Origin of the sequence: Vibrio sp. La 4.2.2, assembly GCF_027586995.1 — a bacterium.
Taxonomy (GTDB): Bacteria; Pseudomonadota; Gammaproteobacteria; order Enterobacterales; family Vibrionaceae; genus Vibrio; species Vibrio mediterranei.
This window is the reverse complement of the sequence record NZ_JAPPTJ010000001.1, coordinates 473,697-495,670: the sequence shown is the minus strand read 5'-3', so window position 1 is coordinate 495,670 and position 21,974 is coordinate 473,697. Positions and strand designations below refer to the sequence as shown.

The 21,974-nt window shown below is 44.1% G+C and carries 21 protein-coding genes; 14 read left to right on the top strand and 7 right to left on the bottom strand.

The annotated features are described in order from the left end of the window. The first annotated feature begins 150 nt into the window (after nt 1-150). Entirely contained in the window at nt 151-1,176 is a 1,026-nt protein-coding gene (locus OH456_RS02215) for an HlyD family secretion protein (protein ID WP_198558562.1), read from the top strand. After that, a complete protein-coding gene (locus tag OH456_RS02210) occupies nt 1,173-2,660 on the top strand; it encodes an MDR family MFS transporter (RefSeq protein ID WP_062458657.1) in 1,488 nt (495 codons plus the stop codon). The genes OH456_RS02215 and OH456_RS02210 overlap by 4 nt, the downstream gene beginning before the upstream one ends. 92 nt (nt 2,661-2,752) lie before the next feature. On the opposite strand, the gene OH456_RS02205 is transcribed toward OH456_RS02210, so the two are convergent. Both OH456_RS02205 and OH456_RS02200 read right to left on the bottom strand, forming a co-directional pair. After that, nucleotides 2,753-3,349, bottom strand: coding sequence for a TetR/AcrR family transcriptional regulator (locus OH456_RS02205; RefSeq protein WP_270032706.1), 597 nt, complete (start codon nt 3,347-3,349; stop codon nt 2,753-2,755). A gap of 130 nt (nt 3,350-3,479) precedes the next feature. Further along, nucleotides 3,480-3,905: a universal stress protein gene (locus OH456_RS02200; protein ID WP_006069355.1), complete on the bottom strand. Its 426-nt coding sequence runs from the start codon at nt 3,903-3,905 to the stop codon at nt 3,480-3,482. A gap of 311 nt (nt 3,906-4,216) precedes the next feature. Here OH456_RS02200 and OH456_RS02195 point away from each other — a divergent pair, with 311 nt between their 5' ends. Together OH456_RS02195 and OH456_RS02190 are read left to right on the top strand one after the other, a co-directional pair. Beyond that, on the top strand, nt 4,217-4,876 hold the full coding sequence (locus tag OH456_RS02195; RefSeq protein WP_006069354.1) for a nitroreductase family protein: 660 nt from the start codon (nt 4,217-4,219) through the stop codon (nt 4,874-4,876). A gap of 237 nt (nt 4,877-5,113) precedes the next feature. Next, nucleotides 5,114-5,500, top strand: a complete 387-nt coding sequence (locus tag OH456_RS02190) for a hypothetical protein (RefSeq protein WP_006069353.1) — start codon at nt 5,114-5,116, stop codon at nt 5,498-5,500. A gap of 68 nt (nt 5,501-5,568) precedes the next feature. Here OH456_RS02190 and yghU read toward each other — a convergent pair whose 3' ends face one another. Together yghU and OH456_RS02180 are read right to left on the bottom strand one after the other, a co-directional pair. Next, nucleotides 5,569-6,429 (bottom strand): glutathione-dependent disulfide-bond oxidoreductase, encoded by an 861-nt coding sequence (gene yghU, locus OH456_RS02185; RefSeq protein ID WP_270032705.1) that lies wholly within the window; start codon nt 6,427-6,429, stop codon nt 5,569-5,571. Nucleotides 6,430-6,574: 145 nt separating this feature from the next. Next, on the bottom strand, nt 6,575-7,450 hold the full coding sequence (locus OH456_RS02180; protein WP_240205695.1) for a LysR family transcriptional regulator: 876 nt from the start codon (nt 7,448-7,450) through the stop codon (nt 6,575-6,577). Nucleotides 7,451-7,703: 253 nt separating this feature from the next. Here OH456_RS02180 and OH456_RS02175 point away from each other — a divergent pair, with 253 nt between their 5' ends. The 7 genes from OH456_RS02175 (at nt 7,704) to OH456_RS02145 (ending at nt 12,632) form a co-directional block, all read left to right on the top strand. After that, complete coding sequence (locus OH456_RS02175) at nt 7,704-8,624, top strand: DUF1989 domain-containing protein (RefSeq protein WP_270032704.1); 921 nt, start codon at nt 7,704-7,706, stop codon at nt 8,622-8,624. Between the two features lie 12 nt (nt 8,625-8,636). Beyond that, on the top strand, nt 8,637-8,936 hold the full coding sequence (locus tag OH456_RS02170; RefSeq protein WP_006069349.1) for a hypothetical protein: 300 nt from the start codon (nt 8,637-8,639) through the stop codon (nt 8,934-8,936). A 118-nt stretch (nt 8,937-9,054) separates the two neighbouring features. Beyond that, nucleotides 9,055-10,065 (top strand): DUF1989 domain-containing protein, encoded by a 1,011-nt coding sequence (locus tag OH456_RS02165; RefSeq protein ID WP_006069348.1) that lies wholly within the window; start codon nt 9,055-9,057, stop codon nt 10,063-10,065. A gap of 97 nt (nt 10,066-10,162) precedes the next feature. Then, nucleotides 10,163-10,777 carry an outer membrane beta-barrel protein gene (locus OH456_RS02160; RefSeq protein WP_198558558.1) on the top strand — a complete coding sequence of 205 codons (615 nt, stop codon included), beginning with the start codon at nt 10,163-10,165 and terminating at the stop codon, nt 10,775-10,777. Between the two features lie 193 nt (nt 10,778-10,970). Beyond that, nucleotides 10,971-11,195: a YqaE/Pmp3 family membrane protein gene (locus tag OH456_RS02155; RefSeq protein WP_086027610.1), complete on the top strand. Its 225-nt coding sequence runs from the start codon at nt 10,971-10,973 to the stop codon at nt 11,193-11,195. A 61-nt stretch (nt 11,196-11,256) separates the two neighbouring features. Then, entirely contained in the window at nt 11,257-11,793 is a 537-nt protein-coding gene (locus OH456_RS02150; RefSeq protein WP_198558557.1) for a PadR family transcriptional regulator, read from the top strand. Nucleotides 11,794-11,804: 11 nt separating this feature from the next. Further along, complete coding sequence (locus tag OH456_RS02145; RefSeq protein ID WP_270032703.1) at nt 11,805-12,632, top strand: hypothetical protein; 828 nt, start codon at nt 11,805-11,807, stop codon at nt 12,630-12,632. Nucleotides 12,633-12,761: 129 nt separating this feature from the next. Here OH456_RS02145 and OH456_RS02140 read toward each other — a convergent pair whose 3' ends face one another. Both OH456_RS02140 and OH456_RS02135 read right to left on the bottom strand, forming a co-directional pair. Further along, nucleotides 12,762-14,681: a PTS fructose transporter subunit IIABC gene (locus OH456_RS02140; RefSeq protein WP_006069343.1), complete on the bottom strand. Its 1,920-nt coding sequence runs from the start codon at nt 14,679-14,681 to the stop codon at nt 12,762-12,764. A gap of 313 nt (nt 14,682-14,994) precedes the next feature. Then, a complete protein-coding gene (locus tag OH456_RS02135; RefSeq protein WP_006069342.1) occupies nt 14,995-15,681 on the bottom strand; it encodes a GntR family transcriptional regulator in 687 nt (228 codons plus the stop codon). Nucleotides 15,682-15,942: 261 nt separating this feature from the next. On the opposite strand from OH456_RS02135, the gene OH456_RS02130 reads away from it, so the two are divergent. The 3 genes from OH456_RS02130 (at nt 15,943) to OH456_RS02120 (ending at nt 20,508) form a co-directional block, all read left to right on the top strand. Beyond that, nucleotides 15,943-18,234: a pyruvate formate lyase family protein gene (locus tag OH456_RS02130; protein ID WP_270032702.1), complete on the top strand. Its 2,292-nt coding sequence runs from the start codon at nt 15,943-15,945 to the stop codon at nt 18,232-18,234. Between the two features lie 70 nt (nt 18,235-18,304). Next, nucleotides 18,305-19,255 carry a glycyl-radical enzyme activating protein gene (locus OH456_RS02125; RefSeq protein ID WP_252039508.1) on the top strand — a complete coding sequence of 317 codons (951 nt, stop codon included), beginning with the start codon at nt 18,305-18,307 and terminating at the stop codon, nt 19,253-19,255. Between the two features lie 122 nt (nt 19,256-19,377). Continuing rightward, the gene (locus tag OH456_RS02120) at nt 19,378-20,508 is read left to right on the top strand and encodes an MFS transporter (protein ID WP_270032701.1); all 1,131 of its coding nucleotides are present in this window, start codon (nt 19,378-19,380) and stop codon (nt 20,506-20,508) included. A 62-nt stretch (nt 20,509-20,570) separates the two neighbouring features. Here OH456_RS02120 and glgC read toward each other — a convergent pair whose 3' ends face one another. Then, complete coding sequence (gene glgC / locus OH456_RS02115) at nt 20,571-21,884, bottom strand: glucose-1-phosphate adenylyltransferase (RefSeq protein WP_270032700.1); 1,314 nt, start codon at nt 21,882-21,884, stop codon at nt 20,571-20,573. Between the last annotated feature and the right edge of the window lie 90 nt (nt 21,885-21,974).

Sequence of the window (21,974 nt, the reverse complement as noted above, 5' to 3'; positions counted from 1 at the left end):
GATATAAGCTATTTTGATTAATATCAATTGCACACTGTTCAGTGAATTTTTCAATCTGTAAAAGTGGTTAATAAAGTTTCAACTCATAATATTGTTTGGTGATAAAAAAATCCTACACTGATCACATAAATATAAAGGTAGGTTATGTAAATGAGTGATAACTCCGATCAGAAAAAATCATCCCGTTCTAGCTTGACAAAAATTCTCTTTCTACTTGTTTGTGCAGCAGTATTTGGTGCTCTGTATTGGTCATGGATCTATGCAGACAGTCATCCTAGTACCGAAGATGCTTATGTTAGAGCGAAGATCCTCTCTGTTGCTCCTCAGGTTCAAGGACAGGTTGTCTCTGTTGAAGTTGCGGATTTCCAGCGCATCAACAAAGGCGACTTGCTACTTAGAATTGACCAACGACCATACTTACTTGCAGTAAAGCAAGCAAAAGCAGCATACCAGTTAGCGGTACAGCAGCATGATGTCGCTGACAAACAGGTGACGGAAGCGGTTGCTGGACTGGATGCAGCGCGAGCAAACTTGAGCGAAGCGCAGATCGAATACAAGCGTACCGACTCATTGGTCACTCGAAAATTGGCGTCTCCACAAGACTTAGATACTGCTAAGAATAAATTAGCTAATGCTCAGGCAAGCCTGGAGCAAGCAAGAGCAAATGTTGAGAAAGCTATTGCGAATCGAGGTGAGCAAGGACTGGAAGCTGCTATCGTCCAACAAGCGGCAGCGCAGCTTGCTCAGGCTGAACTCAACCTCAGTTATACCGATATTACCTCGCCAGTAGATGGACTATCAGGAGAAGTTAGTGCGCACGTAGGAACGGTTGTTTCTGTTGGTCAAACGCTGTTTCCAGTGATCATTGACAACAGCTACTGGGTCCGAGCTAACTTCAAGGAGACAGATCTCACTCATCTTAAACCAGGTCAGAAGGCTGAGATCAAGATCGACATGTATCCTGATTTGGTATGGAACGCGACGATAGAAAGTTTATCGCCAGCCAGCGGTACCTCGTTTTCTCTTATGCCCCCTGAAAATGCGACAGGTAATTGGGTGAAAATCAAACAACGCTTCCCTGTGCGACTTAAATTGGAGGTGCCAAAAAACTCGCCTCAACTTCGTGTAGGTGCAAGTGTCGAGGTGACTGTCGATCTGAAAAGTGACTCGAAATGACCAACCAAATCACCGCTGATAAACGAGGTATCGCTACCGTAGCGGTCATGTTGTCTGCCATCATGGTTTTAATCGATATGACAGTGGCGAATGTGTCACTGTCACATATGATGGGAGCTTTGGGGGCAACGGCGGACCAAATTACCTGGGTGTTAACGGGATACAGTATGGCGGAAGCTATTTTTATCCCTATGACCAGCTTCTGGGTGTCGCGATTTGGCGAGCGTAAAGTGATGCTCGTTGCTGTTATCGGTTTCGTTATCGCGAGTGCACTGTGTGGCCAAGCTAGTTCCTTGGAAGAGATGGTACTATTCCGGATTATTCAAGGCGCGTTCGGTGCTTCGGTTATTCCTTTGGCTCAATCTACCTTGGTTCAGATTTATCCATCTGAGCAGAAAGGTAAAGCCATGGCCATTTTTTCAATTGGTATCCTGCTTGGGCCTATCTTAGGCCCAGTTGTTGGCGGTGTTATTACGGATAACCTCAACTGGCGTTGGATCTTCTATGTGAATTTGCCTTTTGGTTTGGTTTGTACCGCGCTTATCTATAAATACATCCACCTATCGAATAAATCTAAACCCAACTTTGATTGGTGGATCATTGGATTTATGGCACTAGGTGTAGGTGCGCTGCAGTTTGTCCTCGATAAAGGTAATGACGAAGACTGGTTAGACTCCCGAATCATTCAAACCGCAATTGTCCTGTCTGTGATAGGTTTGATTATGTGGGCGTATCGCAGCTGGAAAACTAAGAGTCCCATTGCACCTCTTTGGCTGTTGCGAGATAAGAACTTGATGGTGTCGTCGCTGATGATGGCAGTCGTCTCCATGGCCATGTTTGGCTTGACTACTCAGCAGCCAATGTTCTTAGAAAGCTTGCTGGACTATCCGGTTGCAACAACGGGAATGCTCATGGCTCCAAGAGGTCTTGCCTCGGCTTGTATGCTGATTCTGGTGATTCGGCTGAATCCTCAGTTTGATCCGCGACTCAAGATAGTATTTGGATTGACCTGCATTGGTATCGGTTCGTATCTCATGACTCTGTATTCGATGGAGATTGATACTTTTTGGATCGTAACGCCAAGTATTATTCAAGGCTTAGGCTTAGGTTTGACCTTCTCAACGTTATCGTCTTTGGCGTATCTGACATTACCAAGAGAAGAGTCGGTAGCGGGCGCTAGTATCTTTAACTTGTTCCGAACTATCGGTAGCTCATTTGGTATCTCAATTGCCACCACTTACCAGTACCGTGATAGCCAGCAGCAATGGCATGCGCTAAGCGAAGGTTTTAATACCTATAATCCTGCACTGCAAAACTGGGCGGCATCGCAAGGCTTATCAATGACCGACCCACTGGCGTTGCAACAGTATCAAATGATGTTGCACGAACAATCTCAGATGGTTGCGTACGTTCATACGTTCCAATTAGTTGGAGTGATGTTTGTAATTATGATGCCGATGCTGATTTTCATCCGTTCTAAATAGTGCACCGTTAACAGAATAATGGGTGTCATTTTTGAGTAAGAGGAGAAAACATACCCATCAACCACACATAGGTTGATGGGTTAAGCTGTTTATTACTTAACTCTAAACATGTATCCGGAGAAGAGCTCTTCAACCAAAACTCTAGTTTGAGCCTGCGAACAGTCGGTAGCGTGAATATAGGTCTTTATTCCCATAATCTGAATCTGAAGGTGCTGCGCTAGTCGCATAGGAGAGAGTTCTTGATTGACCTCTCCGAGGGATTGGGCTTCGGCAATAATTTCAGCAAACTTGGCTTCATTTTTTCTAAGTGAGTAACGCGCAAGCTCTAATAACTCTTCATTTTCTTCGGTAAGTTCTGCGACGGTTTTAGCCAACATACACATAGCGTTAGGGTTATCCACACTACAAGGCTGCACAGTCTGTAAGATAAAAGCCTTAAGTCCTTGAAGAGGTGAAGAAAACTGCTTTACGAGATCGTCTAAACGAGCCTGTCCCTGAGTCGAATAATGCTCAATCGCTGCTTTAAACAAGCCTTCCTTGCTACCAAACTCTGCATAAATACTTCCTGGGCGCATATCGATAGCATCTTGCAGGCAACGCATTGATGTGGCGTGGAATCCTTTTTCCCAATAAAGCAACATGGCTTTATGGATAACTTCACTACGATTAAATTTTGCTGGTTTGGCCATAACGGAAGAAATCTATACTGTTGAACGACTGTTCAACAGTATAGCAGGCAGAGAAGAAATTAAGAAAGCAGGCAAAATAAAGGCTGCATATGAGCAGCCTAGCTAGGTGTGTATGCCCTTGAATCTAACTTTATTCTTCAAGTGGCACAACAAGAACATCCACTGGTGACGTATTAATAAGTTGTCGAGAGCTAGAAACAATTTTGCTCCAAAAATCATGATGATGGCCACAAATAATGAGATCAAAACCATGCTCGGCAATGGCGCTCTTTAGCTTATCTCCCAAGTCACCAGTACCCACAATGAAGTGCTTAACCGGACATTTGGCGTACTCGGCAAACTCATGCAGTTGGTCCATGGTTTCTAAATGAAGTGGTCGCTGATCTGGGTTGAGTCTGATATCAACTAGTTCAGGATAAATCTCTCCATGGGTGCCATCAACGTGTATCAATGACACATCAGCATCCAGAAGCTCGGATAGAAAAACGGCTCTATCTATTAACACGTGGCTCTCTTTGGAAAGCTCTACTGCTACTAGTATATGTTTGTACTTCATAACCATGCCCTCACGTTGTAAGTCTTATTACTAGCATAGTCCTATGTTATTCAAAATGTTGTCGATGAGATCGCGGATTGAAGAGAAAATAAGCAGAGCAAGTTTGAATCTTGACCGTTTTAGCATTGTGGAATTAATTATCCATAATGTCTGGATCGTTTGGTTCTTTTTCTTCGCCTTCAATACGCCTAACCTACACCTCATCAACAAGCTTGGCTTAAGGGTTAGAGTAGCGGCTTACGGTACTGAAACTCACCGAAAAAGCATAATTCCCCCAAGCTATTAGAGATTCTATAAGTGGAGAGAGCACAGTGACTCATCAAATCATAAAAGACCTAAACAACCGCTATACAGCTAAAAAATACGACGCAGCTAAACGTATTTCTGCGGAAGATATGGAAGTCATTAAAGAAGCGATTCGCCTTTCTGCATCTTCAATTAACTCACAGCCTTGGAAGTTTATTGTGATTGAAAGTGATGAAGCTAAGCAGCGATTTCACGATACGTTCGCCAACATGCATCAGTTCAATCAACCGCATGCCAAAGAAGCGTCACATACGATTCTGTTTGCGCATAACCCACACTTCACCAAAGACGACTATAAGAAAGTGGTGGATGTAGAGGTTACTTCCGGTCACCTGCCTGCAGAAATGTTTGACCAAATGTTGAATGGCGCGTTTGGCTTTGCGGAGCTGAATACCGATGAAAATGGTTACAACGGTCAGTGGACCAAAGCACAAACGTATATTGCACTGGGCAACCTTTTACACACTCTAGCGCGCATGGGGATTGCGTCTACTCCGATGGAAGGTGTCGATTCCGCATTGATCGGTGACATCTTTAAAGATGAATTGGGCGGTTATGTATGTGACTTTGCTTTAGCTCTTGGTTACCACAAAGATGGTGAAGACTACAACTACGGCTTACCAAAGGCGCGCTTAGCTCAAGAAGACATCATTACGGTACTTTAAGATAATATAGTGTTTCCAAACGACCGTCCTATGGCGGTCGTTTTTCGTTGCACCCTACCTTCTACTTTCTTGTTTTACATTCTAAATGTGAGCAACTATTTCTACCGCGTTACGCCTGCGTCAATTCTGCTCAAGTGTTATTCAGCACTGTGAAACATAGGTCAAGCCCATAGACCGCTAACAATATATTGAAATTACTGACTTACTTTGGCGGCTTTTACAAGCAGTGGAACAGTAATGAAAAAACGTATCAGACTACTCTTAGTCATTACACTATTTTCGGTATCAATGGCTAAAGCAGACACCGGTATTGGTTTATTCGTCGGCGACCCTTATTGGGGACTCGATGTTAAACATAATGATTTACGTTTTAACGTCAGCCTCGACGATAAAATGGGCTTTGGTGTCAACAAAGTTTTTGGCATACAGAATACGCCGATTTATTTTTTCGCAGGTGGGCACTATGTGAATCGCAATAGTCGTTATATCGCCTTTACACCGGGAATTGGAGCGGAATTTAGAGTGAAGCCTGTGGGGTTTTATGTGGACGTGACGCCGGCGATCTATTTGGATCAATTTGATATAGAGCTTGAGGCCAGAGCGGGTTTTAGGGTGTATTTTTAATTATCAAGATACAAACGAAGAGCGAGAACTGGGAAGAACTCGCTCTTAAATTGATTCAATGGTGCTATTTACTTAGGCAGCTTCGCCAATACTGCGTCAATATCAGCAGCGCTATGGCGCTCAGTGAGTGTTTCCCATTCTTCGCCCCAAGAGCGGTTAACAATACGACCACGTTGAACGGCTGGTCGTGCTGCGATGTCTTTAGCCCAGCGAATGAGGTTTGGATAGCTTTCTACGTCTAAAAACTCAGCGGCATTGTATTGGTTGTTAATCACTAGATTGCCATACCAAGGCCAAGTTGCGATATCAGCAATGCTGTATTCGTCGCCACCAAGGTATTGATTCTCAGCGAGTCTAGCGTCCAATAAATGTAACTGGCGTTTTGTTTCCATAGTGAAACGGTTAATTGGGTATTCGAACTTTTCTGGTGCGTAAGCGTAGAAGTGGCCGAAACCGCCGCCAAGATAAGGGGCAGAGCCTTGAAGCCAGAATAACCAGTTCATCGCTTCAACGCGCTTAGCAGGATCGCTCGGCAGTAAAGCACCGAACTTCTCTGCTAAATAGAGTAGGATGTTACCCGATTCAAATACTCGTACAGGTGTGTCACCGGAACGATCAAGCAGTGCAGGGATCTTCGAGTTTGGGTTAACGTCTACAAAGCCAGAACCAAATTGATCGCCTTCGCCAATGTTGATTAAGTAAGCGTCGTATTCAGCGTCAGATTTACCCAGAGCAAGCAGCTCTTCTAGCATGATGGTAACCTTCTGCCCATTTGGTGTAGCGAGAGAGTAAAGCTGTAAAGCATGCTCTCCAACAGGCAGTGCTTGTTCATGGCGTGCTCCAGAATCCGGCCTGTTAATGCTAGCCCATTGGCCGCCGCTTTCACTGTCGTGAGTCCAAACTTTAGGTGGGATATATTCGTTACTCATAGCATCTCCTAATGCATTGAATGGAAGCTTTTTTGCTTCATCAGAATCCGACTTGATAGAAAAATCCTAACTCGTTTTTATTAGTATCGCAAATATTTTGAACAATCGTTCAATTATAATATATGACGAGAAAGTTACTGGTCTTTTAGTCCAGCTTCTGCTCGGTATACAAAGCGCGAATTGCGTTGTGAACCCGCCCTGACTCATCACCAATTTTCCATATCAAAGCCGCAGGAATACTCTTTTTCAGCGATGACTCAACATTGAGTTTTACGAGCTTCCCTGAAGTAATTTGCGGTCTAATAAAGGGTTCAACCGCCATACCCCAGCAAGTTCCATAGGCGATAGCTGTCTTGGCCGCTGATATAGACTCACACTCCCAGACGTTGGCTGAGATGCTGGTATCCTTAACGTTGACGTCGTGGGAAAGATAGGCTTGCCTGTGACGTTGTAAGTCCACGAGTGTCACCTTTTCCAGCTTGGCTAGTGGGTGCTCGGGACTAGCCACGTATAGTAGCTCCGCTGAAGGTAGAGCGATGGATCCTAGATTGCTGAAAATAGGCTGCTCTAGCAGAGTGAAACCAATGTTAGCCTCACCTTTTACTACTGATGCAATAACTCCGGAGGAAGGCTTCTCGACCAGTTTGAGTTTAAGCTTTGGAAATTTGTCGGCGAGCAACGTCAGAATCTCTTTTTCCATCGGAACGCTGTAAACACTATCCAGCGCCAAGGTAAATTCCGTTTCCTCTTCTGGGTCAAGTTCATTAGCCAAGCGCTCAAAATTCTCACATTGTGCTAAGACAAGTTTGGCCTCTTTTAGAAGAACTTCTCCAGCTGCCGTCAAGGTGGGGTTTCGCGTGGCACGATCAAACAACGCTTGATTAACATCTAACTCTAAATTGGAGATGGTCATGCTTATTGCTGAATGAGTTTTTTTCATTTTTCTAGCTGCGGCAGAAAACGAACCTGTTTCCGCAGCGAGAACGAATGCCTGAAGTTGGAGCAGATTAACAGTTAACATGTCAGTAAAACTTACACCTAAGTTCTTCATCTTGTAGATAACACTTAATGTTAGGTGAATTCATGAGCTTTGCAACTCGGGGTAGCTGCTAAGGTTTTTGTTTTGTTCTGTCAATTATTTTTAAGGTTTACTGAATTTGTATTTCAGAAAAAATGACTAATATAAGCGTTGTCAGAGGGGGAAACGGCAACAACGTTTTGACAATACATAGTTGAACGGACGCGCTTTATTATAGTTAGAGAAGGTAAAGACCATGACAACTGACATCAAATCTGTATACAACGAAGACATTGACCCAGTAAAAACCTATGAGCGTAAAGTCTCACCAAACGTCGCTTTCTATGAAGACGTTCGTGGCACTAAAGCCAATGGCACACGCCAGCATGTCTATGATGATGTGTTGTTACCTCACACGGGTAATGCATTTTTGGTGAAAGCAGGTCAGGTCATTCGTTTTGAACAGCGTCCAACCCTACACAATAATCGCACTCAAATCATTGACGTTCATTTTGTCACTCCAGATCTTGAACAATATGGTGACCACCTAAATACCAGCGCGGTAGAAGGTCTGAATCAAAGGTTGTACAGCGCAGTTTGGTCACAAAGCCGTTATATGGAGAAAATCGTAACCTTGGTTGAAGATGAGTTTCCATACGAAAAAATGGATGAAGATTTTAGTCACATCTTCTTTGCAGCGCATTGCTGCCCTGAATGGCTACATATGTGTTATGGCGAAGAAGGCAACGTGAATAGCTGCCAAGAGAACTTTATTCAAGGCTTCAACCGAGTCCCGGCAATTGCAGCTATTGAAAATGAAACGCTACGACGTCAAGTGGTACAGACGTTTGCTGACCGAAATGATGTGAACATGTTCCAACCGAATAAATTCACTCAAGACGACAATGGTATTACGCGCTGTGTCTTAGCCCCTACACCGACGGTTGATGATGGTGTCGGCTGTGAGTTCTATGCTGAAAAAGACATTTATGTAGTGGTAAGTAATTGTCCTTATGCAGACCAAGCATTGCCTTACCCAGAGGCCCGTCCAAACCCAGTGTATGTGAGCGTTTATGACACGGGAATTCAACCGGAAACCAAACACTTGGGAGATATCGGTGGTTGGGAAGAACGAATCTACCAACGCATTGCGACCAAAGATAACTCGATTAAATAGAGAGGGGTCTTTATGTCGAATCAACCAGACTCAAATTTAACAATGTTGGTTGATACTCCGATAAAGAAGGTGGCGCTGGTTGCCTTCATTATCACCAACATAGGAATGTTTGCTGTGCCAGCAGGACTTGGAGCGTTAGGTGCTTCAATGAGTTGGTCTGCAGAACAAACGGTATCGATAGTCGGCATTGGGTTTGCCATTAATGAAGTCATTTTATTTGGCTCCATCGCCATTCTAGGAAAGCCCCTCGTAGGCTTAATAAAGCGCAAGATTAAGACGTTGTTTAAATCTTCAAAGCGCAATAGTAAGTAACAGACATCAATCTTCTAAAGGACAAAAACTGAGCAAGGACGCTCACTAAATTTCTGAAGTCGAGCCAGGAACCCTCGGCCGTAGCCTACATGGATGTTGCAATCATAGGTAAATACTTATGTGCCATAAACATGTAAATCAAGTAGAAAACTTCGACTCTAGTTATAACTCTGATGTTGACCCAGTAGAGACGTTTGCGAGAGCAATCAGCCCAGACTTGGACTTCTACCAAAAAGTGAGGGCGACTAAGTCTGGTAAAAAACGTCAATTGGTTTACACGGACGTACTTGAAGCAGAAACCGGTAATGCCTTCTTAGTGAAAAAAGGTCAGGTTATTCGTATTGAGCAGCGTCCAAACGCAAAAGGTAACAATGGTCGTACTCAGATTATGGACGTGCTGATGGTAACCCCAGACTTAGAGCAATACAGCTGTCACTTAAGCTCTACAGCTGTTGAAGGGCTTAACCAAAGACTCTATTCCGGTATTTGGTCTCAAAGCCGTCATTTCGAAAAGATGGCGACGCTGGTGGAAGATGAGTTCCCATATGACGAATTACCAGAAGGTTTCTCGCATATTTGGTTAGCAGCGCATTGCTCTCCTGAGTTGATTGGATTGGCACAAGGTAAAGAAAACGTGCGTAACTCTTGTCATGAGAACTTTATTCATGGCTTTGGGCGAATTCCTGCCATTGCTAACATTGAAGATGACACCTTGCGTCAGGAAGTGATTCAATTTTTCTCGGACCGTAATGATTGGAATATCTTTCAAGGCAATCGCTTTACCCAAGATGAGAACAGAATTACGCGAGCTCGAATGTGTCCAACCCCACCTGTGAAAGATGGAACGGCGATTGAGTGGTACGCAGAAAAAGACCTGTATGTTGTGATTTCAAACTGTCCTTATGGTGACCAACACACCTGCTATTCAAAGATTAAGAATAACGATGTGTTTATTGAAGTGTATGACACGGGTATTGCTCCTATACACGGCGAAGCCACTAAGCGGATTCAAGGTTGGGAACAAGCTGCATTGGAGCGTGTTGCCAAGCGCGACCAAACGCTAGCCCATGATTGCCCAGTCGACGAGATTAAACTACCTGTCGAATTAGCCCACTTAGCTTCAAGGTAGTACATACCTCTTCCTCCTTCTTCCCCCGCTTTTTAGCGGGGTTAGGCGGTTGTCACTTGCGCTATTTGCGCGTCATTTCTAAAGACAGAGGTAGTAAATGAAAAAAGTACTGTTAGTTGCATTGGTAACGGGTTTCTCGAGCATGGCTCAAGCAAGCAATGACTATGCTGGTTTGCGTATCGGGGCCGGAGCAACAACAGGGATGAAAGTGGATGGGGTAGGGACACTAAAGGCACAGCCAAAAATAGAGGTTGGTTATGATTTTAATCGGATTTTCTCGGTTAATGGTTCATTAATGAGATTCGATGGTGAGCACAATCAGTACTCATCTAAGGCGTTGTATGGTGGCAAGACGGATGGCTACGACGCGCGAATTGAAGGTGAAATAGGTTATGCTTTTAATATCGCGGATGGGTGGGACCTAAAGCCTTATGCTGCTTTTGGCGGTGCACACGTAAGTGGTTCTATTGAGTCGCACAATGTGGGACTTTTAGTCGCTATTACTAGCGACACCCAAGATAATATTGATTCATATAGTGGCAATTTTTCAGGAAATTATCTGACGTCTGCTGCGGGTTTAAGGCTAACAACGCCGGTGGGGATCTATGCAGATGCAAGAGTACAAAGTCTTTATATGACAGGAAATCAAGAAGTGCGAACCCCAGTGAAAGAGAACGCCCAATTTGGTTTTACCGTAGGGTTTAAATTCTAAATGAACTGCCAGAGGAGATCGCCTGATTTCTTCTGGCTTTATTTTTAGGTTGCCGTAATTAATTGGCGCATTGGCCGAGTTCGCGGATTCTAATAGATGCCAACCTATTAAGAATGAAGGAAACAAAGCAAGAATAATCGGACATCAATGTTTTCGAGTGAAAGATATACTAGTGCAATATTTTCAATGGTAGATGACCAACTTTTTGGTCAATAGAGAAACACTAATGAGACTATTAATAGCGATTCTTATTCCATGGTTGCAATTTTTCACAATCGGAAAACCTGTAGCGGGGGTGATCTGTTTGATTCTGCAAATAACTTTAATTGGTTGGATACCTGCGGTTATTTGGTCTGTGTACGCACTGAATCAATACGAAACAGATAAAAAAATAAATGTTGCCTTAGATGATGAATAGAGAAGGTTTTGAACTTAGCTCTAGAGAATGTTAAACCAACTCCTTGAATCATCTGGCGAATATGGCACTCAAATACATTTTATTGACTCACCTTAGTACAAAAGCGGTGAATGGTGCGACGTTAGTTCGAACTATCAATGCGTTACCATACTGGCAAGTTAACTCTCAACAGGTATATACCGAACTAAAACGAATGACCTCGTATGGTTGGATTAGTACGAGTACGACCGAGCACAGCTATCAGCCAACAGAACGACAATATATAGTTGAAAAAGAGGGGAGAGAGGCACTTGCCAATTGGCTTGGGCGAAAGCTAGCATTTCCTGCAACACGAGATGAGCTGTGCGCAAAATTGATGGCAAGCGGAAGTATGGATTCTAGTGATGTCATACATTCACATTTGCTCAGTGGCTTGCACCAAACTCAACAAGCGCTGAACAACATTCTGCTTTATCTAGAAAATGTTGCTCACGACAGGCAGAAAGCTTCTTCCGCTAAGCTTCAATGTAAACAGCTACAAGCACGAATCCAATGGCTAAACGAATGCATTGATGAAACGCTAGAGCGAGAGGTCATGATCGTTCCAGAAGTGCTGTAAAGGAACTCGCTTTGGGAATGTACACTTTGCTTGCTTCACACTACAAACGGTTCGCTCTAACCGTCTTACTTATCAATAGCTTTCCACTGTTAGCGCTTGAACATGAAAGTGCGGCTACCGAGTACGTACAAGAGCGTTGTGATACAACGCGATACTCATCATTTTTGCCGCTTCTATCACCGGACTGTCCTATTGGTCAGGGGCTGTATGGAAATGATGAACCTGACGAAAAGCCTGCTTTTTATTGGGTGCAATGCGGAGCCTCTTCTAATCCATTTCATGTTGATGATACTCACCGAAAGGTGGCAATTGCTACGCAAAGTAACCTAGTGCAATCTTTTGACGGAGAGTACTACCGATGCTTGAGTGGTCCTTACTTTCAATATATCGATGCCAAGGTGGTTGGACGTTATATTTCAAGCCTGATTAAAAAAGAGACTTTTCTCCGGCAGCACGTATTCATCTCTGCGAATCGTAGTCAAGTGACATCAGTCCTTCAGAGTTACAACGAACCAAAGGTTGTTATTGAGACCCAACAACAAGTTGGCGAACAGACTTTCTTTATTCCTACCTATCCGGAGAGTCCACGCATTTCTAACTGGGAAGCTAACCAACGTTGGCAACGTTTCTCTTATGAAGTAGCGAAGCAAACATGCCAATCGCTAAATGCCAGTTTAGTAACTAAGCCGGATATTGAAGCTCTAAAACGTCATATTGATGTGACTGCATGGCCCGTAGCTTTACCCTTTTGGCTAGATGAGGAACAGGCCGCGTTTCTTAGTGGAAAAAGCGTATCTGCAACCCCCAAATCGAAACTCTATTTAATGTGTAAACGATAACTCGGACGGTCATGATTGTAGTGCGCCGACCTGTGCGTATTTGGCTAAACTAAAAAGCCAGCAGAGTTCACTGCTGGCTTATGACGTCGCCTGGTTACTTATGGTTGAGACTACGAATATGCAAGGGACTTAGCTCATTGCTAACTGTGTCGCTTGTTCTTTTTGCGCTTTGTTATAGCGAATCTTCTTCAGCGTAATCGCAACAGCGGCCGTAGTGACAACACCGATAGCCATTGCGAGCAATGCTAGAACAGGTTTGTTGAACGCACCAAGTAGAACGACGATTGGGCCACCGTGTGCAACGTTACAAGTTAGACCGAAGGTAAAGCCAAGCACACAAGCTACTGCTGAACCAATCATGTTCGCAGGGATTACAGCAAATGGGTCACGTGCAGCGAACGGAATGGCGCCTTCGGAGATACCGACCATGCCCATAGCGGTTGCTGCTTTTGCGTTTTCGACTTCTTCGCGTTCGAACAGTTTCATGCGGCTACCGAGGAATGCAGCTAATGCCATACCTAATGGAGCAACTGGAATGGCTGCCGCTTGTGCACCCATAAACTGAGTTTGTCCTTCGGCAATCAGACCAACACTGAATAGGAAGGCCACTTTACCAAATGGACCACCCATATCGAAACCTTGCATCAAACCGATGACCAAACCAATGATGATTACGTTCCCGGTTGATAAGTTCGCTAGGACGTTGTTCATGGTTTCCATGATGCCCGCGATTGGGGCACCGATGATGAAGATGAATACGGCGGCAATAAAGAGCGAGCCAGCGATTGGCGCGATCATAATAGGGACCAGTGGTTGAATCATCTTCGAGTAATTGAAGCTGACAATCCATTTCACGAAGTAACCAACCAAGAGACCAGCAATGATTGCACCAATAAAACCTGTACCAGCATCAGCGTCATAGAATGAACCGTTGTTGGCAATCCAGCCACCAATGAGGCCCGGTGCAAGCCCTGGACGGTCCGCGATAGCGTAAGCAATATAACCGGCTAGAACCGGAATCATTAGGGTGAAGCCGACCACACCGACATCAAGGATCTTGTTCCACAAACTGCCTTCAGGAATAGCAAGGCCGCCCGGGGTTGGTTCTCCGCCGATAGCTAGGGAAATGGCAATCAAAATACCGCCGACGACTACAAATGGGATCATGTGAGATACGCCATTCATTAGGTACTTGTATAGGTCTTTGCCTGACCCACCAGGACTCGTTGTCGCTTGGCTCGCGCTAGACTTACCATCACCCGCATAGAGAGGGGCGGCAAGGGCTTGTTCAATCAACTTGTCAGCATCTTTGATGGCTTTTTTGACGCCAGTGATAATAACGCGCTTACCTTTAAAGCGATTAAGATCAACTTGTTTATCGCAAGCCACAACAATGGCATCGGCACGCGCAATTTCTTCTTCGGTAGGGATGTTTTTAACACCGACAGAGCCGTTTGTTTCAACTTTGCACTCGTACCCCATTTCGGCGGCAGCATTTTCGATGCCCTCTGCTGCTAAGTAAGTGTGTGCAACCCCTACCGGACAACCCGTCACACCAATAATAAAGCCTTTGGTAGCTTCGACAGTTGGTTGCGATGCTTTGTCGTCTGCCACTAATAAGGCAAGCGCCTCTTCATTAGATGTCGCGCTTCGTAGGTTTTCTAAAAATGTTGGCTCAACTATCTTTGAAGATAATTTCGCAAGGACTTCGACATGGAAGTTGCTCGCTTTTTCAGGCGAAGCAATCATAAAGAAGATATTAGAAGGTTGTCCGTCTTCCGCGCCGTATTCGATGCCTTGTTTGCTGATACCAACGGCAATCGCTGGCGAAACAACTGAGGCGCTCTTGGCATGTGGTAGTGCAATGCCATCTTCAAAACCTGTGTTACCAGTTTCTTCGCGTGCCCAGACATCTTTCACAAATTGTTGTTTGTCAGATACTTTGCCAGCATTGACTAGCACATCTGCTAATTCATTGAATACCGCGTCCTTGTCGGTTGCCGCCAAATCAAGCTTGATTAGCTGCGCGTTTAGGATCTCTTTCATCATAATGTAGATCTCTTCTTGGTAGGGATTTTTAATTTATGTATTTACAAATTTAAAATAATCTTAGTAATGGTTTTGTAGATAGAGATTGATCTAAATCATTATATTGTGTGTGGGTATATTGATTTGTGGTGAACTGTGAGGTGGATAACGAATATTGGAAACCAAAGCACTTCCAAAGTCACAAAAATATTTGTTAAGTCAAGTGGTGGTTTTTGACTGGGTCTTAACCAAAGGCGTGGGGTAGTTGAGGAGAGAACACAGGCGGTTTTAATAGGATAAAGCCGCCTATATGGTGATTTAAATAACTGATAAATCAGCGTATTGATACAGTGGTCAGTTCGTTTGAAGCCAAGGTTTCAATGGTGTATTGCGCGAGTACTGAATGCAGGAGATACACATTATGTTGGATAGAAAGGCACAAGTGTCCGGGCTCGACTCTTAGCAGGAATGCTTCTTTGTCATTCAGCATCTTGCCGGAGATGGTTTTTGCATCATGACTTATGTTATGCCCTGCAACTTGCTCCACGTAGGTAAGAACAGAGTGCTCACAGTGAGCTTCTGTGAAGTCAGGAAATAAACTCTTTGGCATCCAAGTTTCTTCAAGAATAGCGGGTTCACCATTGATGATACGCATTCTTTTGAAGTGATGAAGATTAGCGCCAGCTTCTAAACGAAACTTATCTGCAAGTGATTGATCTGCTAGGACTGAACTAAATTCTAGCACGATGTTTTTTAAGTCAGTGTCTTTATTAATTCGCTCAGAAATACTAGTTAAATTGTTGTCTTGGTAAAACTCTGGCGGATTGACAAAAATACCAGAACCTTGTCTAGAGTGCACAAAAGACTCTTGTTTTAACTTCTCAATCGCTTTTCTTAACGTTGGGCGACTGACACCAAATTTATCTGATAGTGCGTGCTCACCTTCGAGCTGAGACCAAGCTGGAGAAAGGCCATTGATAATGTCAGCCTTGATTGCTTGATAAACTTCTACGTATTTCATTACTTCATTTACAACTATACAAATTGCTGACCAAAGCCTCTTAAGCCGATACCTGTTAACACATATCTAGTAAAAGGTATCGAGAGACCATCCGTTAATACTCAAGATGTTACCAGAAAAGCCCATTCCAAAACAAAGTGGTTAGTAACATTTTTTGATGCATGATCTCGATCATTCTTTTGGCAAAATCACCAATATTTGTATTTACATATTTTTAGTGTGGATTTATGGTTATCTCATAAAGATACGAGGAGCCCTACCATGTCATCCAAAATCGAAAATAATCCAAGCCAAGTAGACGTAAACAAGAAAATTCCATGCGAGAAGCCAGCAATACTGCAGCTTGAAATTATGGAAGCTTATACGCGAGCCCATCAAAGCGAAGAAAATCTTTATAAACGAGAAGTGGCTTGCTTGTCTGAACTCTATCCTGTGTTGTTCCGCCAAATCGAATCGGAAGATATCGTCGTGGGTCGTCTAGACGCTCTGCCTATTGGTTTTGGTAGTGTGACTTCTGTCGGTGGCGTGGGTCACTACTGTAATTTTGACAAACTTGAAGCCTTTAAAACGGAACTTTCTCCTGAAGAGCATAGCCGAGTAGACGTATTGTTGGACTACTGGAAAGAGAGAGACACGCGCTCCATTTACTTCCGCCAAACGTTAACCGAAGCCACGCTTGGTAAGTTTGTTGACGTAAACTATCCTGCTATTGCCACAGCACGCCTTAGCGGCATGTACCTTGATTACAATAAGCTGATTGATAATGGTATCGGCGGTATGCGCCGCCTAATTGGTGACAAGCTCGATTCTGCTCGCGCTTGTCACGATACAAAAGCCATTGCGCTGCATGAATCCTTCTTGGGTTGCTTTGATATTGTTGAGAAGGTCATTGATCACCATATCAAACTGTGTGCGAAAGAGCTTGAAGCCACCACTGACCTAACGCGAAAACATCAAATGAATGACTTGATCGATGCGCTCAATGCCATTCGCAATGATAAACCACAAACATTCTTACAAGGTATCCAGCTCTCATGGTTGTATAGCTTATGTTCTGGGGTGGTGAACTTTGGTCGTATGGATGATTATTTAGGTGATTTACTGGTAGCTGACTTGGAGGCTGGGCGCATTACTGAACGTCAAGCTATCAATTATATTCGATCACACTATCGCCTTATTGAAGCTCGTAAAACCACGGTTAATGGTCGAGTCGTTGTTGGTGGTCTTGGTCGACGCAATCCTGAAACCGCAGATGTATATTGCAAGCTTGCGATTCAGGCAGTGCGTGAGAACAAAGATACTGAGCCGCAGTTTACTCTTCGAATTTACAAAGGGATGAATCAGGGAGTTTACCAAGATGCCCTAGAAGCGATTGGCGAAGGTCTGACCTATCCGATTCTATATAATGATGATGTGAACGTACCTGCCGTAATGAACTCGATGCAGATTTCCGAACAAGATGCACAACACTATGTTCCATTCGGCTGTGGTGAATTTGTGCTATCTGGTAAAAGTGTTGGAACTCCGAACACGTGTATCAACATCCTAAAAATTCTAAACATTTCGCTTACAGGCGGCACGGACTTCTGGGACGGTCAAAACAAAAGTGGCGGCACCACATTGCTACAACCTGAGCAAGTCACAAGCTTTGATGATGTGGTCAAGAACTACAAAGACCTGCTGGATTTCTATATTGAACTGACCTCGAAAGCTCAAGCATTCTCTTATCAAGTGATGAATCAGGAAGTGGGTTTCTTGTTTACCAGTATTTTGACGGATGACTGTATTGGTCGTAGTAAAGCTCTACTGGATGGTGGCGTGTATAAGTTGGGTGGTACTAACGAAACGTACGGCAACACCAACGCTTACGATTCTTTAGCGGCAATCAAAAAAGTCATCTTTGAGGACAAAAAATACAGTTATAGCGAGCTTATTCAGGCACTACGCGTCAATTTTGATGGTTATGACCGTATGAAATACGATCTGATCAACGCACCTAAGTTTGGTAATGATGATGCGTATGTCGATGATATCGCGGTGGAAATGCACGAGTACATATGCAACGGCATTAAAGATTCCGCGGCAAAGGTGGGTATGGACAGCTACTTAGTCGTTATCATCAATAACCAAGTGAACACTGAGTGGGGACGTGCAACCAGCGCGTCGGCTGATGGCCGTCATACTGGTGTTTATATGAGTAATGCCAACAATCCGCAAAGTGGTGCTGATAAAAACGGACCAACGGCGATGCTAAACTCGCTGGCAAAATTGAAAGCCGAGATACATGCGGGTTCGGTGCAAAACATGAAGTTCAGTAAGAATATGTACCAAAACAAACGCATGATCGTTGAAGCTTTACTGGATGGCTACTTTGAACAGGGCGGGCCACAAATTATGGTCAGCGTAGTGGGCAAAGGTGAGCTTGAAGATGCTTATCACAATCCCGAAAAATACCCGAATCTTGTGGTTCGTGTGGGTGGATTTAGTGCCAAATTCGTCAACCTAGATAAAGACGTACAGCTAGAAATTCTAAATCGCACGCTTAACGACTAAACACCTCCGATTGGGCGAACACGGCAGTTTAGGTTCGCCCTTTTTTCTTGCGACAGTTATGAGGCAAAACATGCTCATCAAAGACTCTACTTCTCAAACATCCTTCGCTCAATCATCAACTACAGGTGTGGTATTCGACATCCAGAAATTCAGTGTCAATGACGGCCCAGGTGTTAGAACGGCAGTGTTTATGAAAGGTTGTCAAATGAAGTGTGTGTGGTGCCACAATCCTGAATCACTGAGCGCTCAGAAACAGCTCGCGTTCAATGCGGATAAATGTGTTGGTTGTCGTCGTTGCGAGCAAGTATGTCCTAACAATGTACATAGTTTTGATGCTGAAGGTAACCACAATGTTGATTTTGACGCTTGCCAAACCTGTGGTCAATGCGTTGATGCTTGTATGCAAGATGCACTCAAGATCTATGGGAAGGAGATGACGGTAGAACAGGTTTTTGCTGAGGTCATTAAAGACAAGGTGTATTTCGACAAGTCAGGCGGCGGTATTACATTATCCGGTGGGGAAGCGCTTAAGCAATTCGAATTTTGTTTAGCGTTGGCGAAAATGTGCAAAGCTAATGATGTGCATGTGTGTGTTGAAACCAATGGTGCTTCCAAAACGGAACATTATCGAATGATAGCGCCGTATGTCGATCTGTTCTTATTTGACTACAAGGCCACCGGAGATGAGCTTCATAAAACGCTAACGGGCATGACCCGCCGCTTGGTAGATACCAACCTTCAGCTGCTTAACGAAATCAACGCATCAGTGATTCTACGTTGCCCTATGATCCCCGGTTACAACCTTTCTGATGACCACTTTGCGGCAATAGCACAGCATGCGAAGTCTATGACAAATATCCAAAAGGTCGAGGTGCTTCCTTATCATAATTTTGGCAAAGGAAAAGCGACCGAAATTGGCAAAACGTATGATGTCGATGCGGAAATGCCTGACGACAACGAAGTAAACTCTTGGATTGAATCGATAAAACGCTATGGTGAGATTAACGTTACGCTGAGTTAGTTGTGAATTTTCGTTATCTAGACGTTGAGGAGGACTAGGATTAAAAGAGTAGATATACCACCAAATTGATATTTTTATTACTTGCTATGACTAACCAGCAAAGAAATAACCTCGCAATTCTTATGTACCTGCTCATCTCTCTAGGTGGGATAGTAGTGGATATTGTGGTGCCATCTCTTCCTTCCATCAAAACCGAGTTTTCGTCTACTGAAACGGTAACTCAATGGTCATTTACGTCAGCAATGTTGGGGTTTGGCCTTGGGCAGTTAGTTGCTGGTTTTATTGTCGATGCATACGGCCGCAAGACACCAATGCTTATAGGAGTCTTCTTGCTGGTTGCTGCCTTGCTCCTGTCCATCATTTCTCCCAACATCTACAGCTTAATTGTACTTCGATTGGTTGAAGGACTAGCCGTGTCTCTGATTTGTGTTGGAGGCAGGGCAGTGATCAAAGATATGTATCATGGAGCGGAGTATCTGAAAGCGGTTAACTGGATTACGATTTCGTTTGCGATGGGAATTACCTTGTCCCCGTTTGTAGGCGGTCATTTAGAATCTATGTTTGGTTGGCAATCTGTCTTTATTGCTCTGGCAATCTGGGTCGCATTAGGAGGCGTTTTTCTTTGCTTGTTTTTTCGTGAAACACTGCAAATTGTGCAGCCATTACGTGGGGAGCAAATTAAAAGCAATCTTACCGAGATCGTTTTTAATCGAAACTTTCAACGTACAGCCATCATTTGTGGTGTTTTCTACAGTATTTTGCCAGCGTTCAATACCGTCGGCCCTTTTATCATCCAATCTCGTTTGGGTTATAGTCCGGTATTTTATGGCAATATTGCATTAGCGTTGGGTGCATGTTGGTTGCTAGGTAATTTGGCAAATCGTTTTTTATTTAGTGTATCCGCTGAACGGAAAACCAACGTTGCAATCACTGCGTCGCTAGCCGCGTTAGTGATTGGTATGTCATTTCAATATATTTATGGGTTGAATTTGTTGGCGTTCTTGTTGCCAGTTGCCGTGATTATAGTTTCTCTGGGAATGCTATTTCCGTTATATCTGGGAAAGGCGTTATTACCTTTCCCGCATATTGCCGGAGTCGCTAACGCCATTGTTTTTTCGGGCAGTTGGTTGTGTACGGCGTTGGTCTCGTTTGTTGCTTCGACTTTGCCTATCGGTTCTGCATTTCCGCTTCTTGGACTGTACTTTGTACTTCTTGTGATGATCGTAGCTATTAAGAACTCACGCAACGTATAACCTAATAAACACAAAACGCCCTGATAGTTTAGGGCGTTTTGATAGAGGAATGCGAGAAGCCGTTACGCGGTTTGAGCGTTTTTCTCACCTTCGGAAACGAGAGGGCTGTCTTCTTTCAGCGGGAACATGTCCTGAGTTACGAGGACGATGCCTTCGTCAGTAACAGTAAAGCGATGCTTATCCAGTTCCACGTCAAAGCCGATTTCCATACTGTTTGGAATGTGACAGTTTTCGCCGACAATCACTTTCTTCAGCTTGCAGTTTTGTCCTACCGAAGCACTTGGCAGCAAAATGCTGTCAGTGATTTCGGTAAAATCATCGATGCGAACATCAGAAGAGACCAAAGTATGTGTAACCTGTGCACCCGAGATAATTGCGCCGGCGCAAACCACTGAGTCTACGGCATATCCACGACGATTTGGGTCATTAAACAGAAACTTAGCTCCAGGACGCTGAACTTGGTTGGTCATAATAGGCCAGCTCTTGTCATAGATATCTAATTCTGGTGTCGGAGCGAGTAAGTCCATCGTGGCAGCATAATATTCATCTACATGACCGACATCTCGCCAATAGCCATTGGCGCCCGGGTGACCACGTTCTGTAAACACATAGCCTTTGAGATTGCTGCGACCGATAAGACTAGGGATGATGTTGTGTCCGAAATCGTGCTTATAGTCAGGACAGGTAAGAGCCTGACGCAATTCAGCATCTAGAACATCTACGTTAAAAATGTAGATGCCCATTGAAATGAGAGCCTTAGAGTCATCGTTAGGCATAGGGGTTGGGTTTGCTGGTTTCTCTACAAAGTTGATGATATCGCCTTCGTCGTTTAATCCCATTACGCCAAATTCAGATGCTTGCTCGATGGGTTTTTGAATACAAGCCACGGTGACATCAGCGCCGCTTTCCACATGGAAGTTGATCATTCGAGAGTAGTCCATCTTGTAGATATGGTCTCCACCAAGAATCAAGATGCGCTCAGTTTGATCGTGTCGTTTTATCAGGTCGAGGTTTTGGTAAATAGCGTCCGCAGTGCCTCGATACCAGTTTTCGCCAACACGTTGTTGCGCAGGAATGATATGGACACCTTCACCTAAGGCAGAATAGGACGATTGCCAACCTGATTGTATATGGCTAATTAGGTCCTGAGCCATGTACTGAGTGAGTACACCAACTTTGCGGATACCAGAGTTAATACAGTTTGACAAGGCAAAGTCGATGATTTTGAATTTGCCGCCAAATGAGACCGCTGGTTTAGCAATAGTTGAGGTGAGTTCTTTAAGCCGTGTTCCCTTACCTCCCGCTAGGATCATCGCGGTGGTATTACGAAGACGAGCGTTACTAGAAATGTGGGAATATTGATTTTCCTTCGGCATTGTATAACTCCTTATATTACAAGCACAAAAGACGTTTCGGGGGAGTGTGGCTGTCGTCGTCCTTCTTTGGGACGGTTATTTGTCGACTCT

Bases quoted from the DNA above. Each gene is read 5' to 3' on its own strand.
- OH456_RS02175 (WP_270032704.1), top strand. From the start codon at position 7,704: ATGACAACTGACATCAAATCTGTATACAACGAAGACATTGACCCAGTA.
- OH456_RS02210 (WP_062458657.1), top strand. From the start codon at position 1,173: ATGACCAACCAAATCACCGCTGATAAACGAGGTATCGCTACCGTAGCG.
- OH456_RS02120 (WP_270032701.1), top strand. From the start codon at position 19,378: ATGTACCTGCTCATCTCTCTAGGTGGGATAGTAGTGGATATTGTGGTG.
- OH456_RS02135 (WP_006069342.1), bottom strand. From the start codon at position 15,681: ATGAAATACGTAGAAGTTTATCAAGCAATCAAGGCTGACATTATCAAT.
- OH456_RS02170 (WP_006069349.1), top strand. From the start codon at position 8,637: ATGTCGAATCAACCAGACTCAAATTTAACAATGTTGGTTGATACTCCG.
- glgC (WP_270032700.1), bottom strand. From the start codon at position 21,884: ATGCCGAAGGAAAATCAATATTCCCACATTTCTAGTAACGCTCGTCTT.
- OH456_RS02190 (WP_006069353.1), top strand. From the start codon at position 5,114: ATGAAAAAACGTATCAGACTACTCTTAGTCATTACACTATTTTCGGTA.
- OH456_RS02215 (WP_198558562.1), top strand. From the start codon at position 151: ATGAGTGATAACTCCGATCAGAAAAAATCATCCCGTTCTAGCTTGACA.
- OH456_RS02125 (WP_252039508.1), top strand. From the start codon at position 18,305: ATGCTCATCAAAGACTCTACTTCTCAAACATCCTTCGCTCAATCATCA.
- OH456_RS02200 (WP_006069355.1), bottom strand. From the start codon at position 3,905: ATGAAGTACAAACATATACTAGTAGCAGTAGAGCTTTCCAAAGAGAGC.
- OH456_RS02205 (WP_270032706.1), bottom strand. From the start codon at position 3,349: ATGGCCAAACCAGCAAAATTTAATCGTAGTGAAGTTATCCATAAAGCC.
- OH456_RS02140 (WP_006069343.1), bottom strand. From the start codon at position 14,681: ATGATGAAAGAGATCCTAAACGCGCAGCTAATCAAGCTTGATTTGGCG.
- OH456_RS02180 (WP_240205695.1), bottom strand. From the start codon at position 7,450: ATGTTAACTGTTAATCTGCTCCAACTTCAGGCATTCGTTCTCGCTGCG.
- OH456_RS02150 (WP_198558557.1), top strand. From the start codon at position 11,257: ATGGCACTCAAATACATTTTATTGACTCACCTTAGTACAAAAGCGGTG.
- OH456_RS02155 (WP_086027610.1), top strand. From the start codon at position 10,971: ATGACCAACTTTTTGGTCAATAGAGAAACACTAATGAGACTATTAATA.
- OH456_RS02165 (WP_006069348.1), top strand. From the start codon at position 9,055: ATGTGCCATAAACATGTAAATCAAGTAGAAAACTTCGACTCTAGTTAT.
- yghU (WP_270032705.1), bottom strand. From the start codon at position 6,429: ATGAGTAACGAATATATCCCACCTAAAGTTTGGACTCACGACAGTGAA.
- OH456_RS02160 (WP_198558558.1), top strand. From the start codon at position 10,163: ATGAAAAAAGTACTGTTAGTTGCATTGGTAACGGGTTTCTCGAGCATG.
- OH456_RS02130 (WP_270032702.1), top strand. From the start codon at position 15,943: ATGTCATCCAAAATCGAAAATAATCCAAGCCAAGTAGACGTAAACAAG.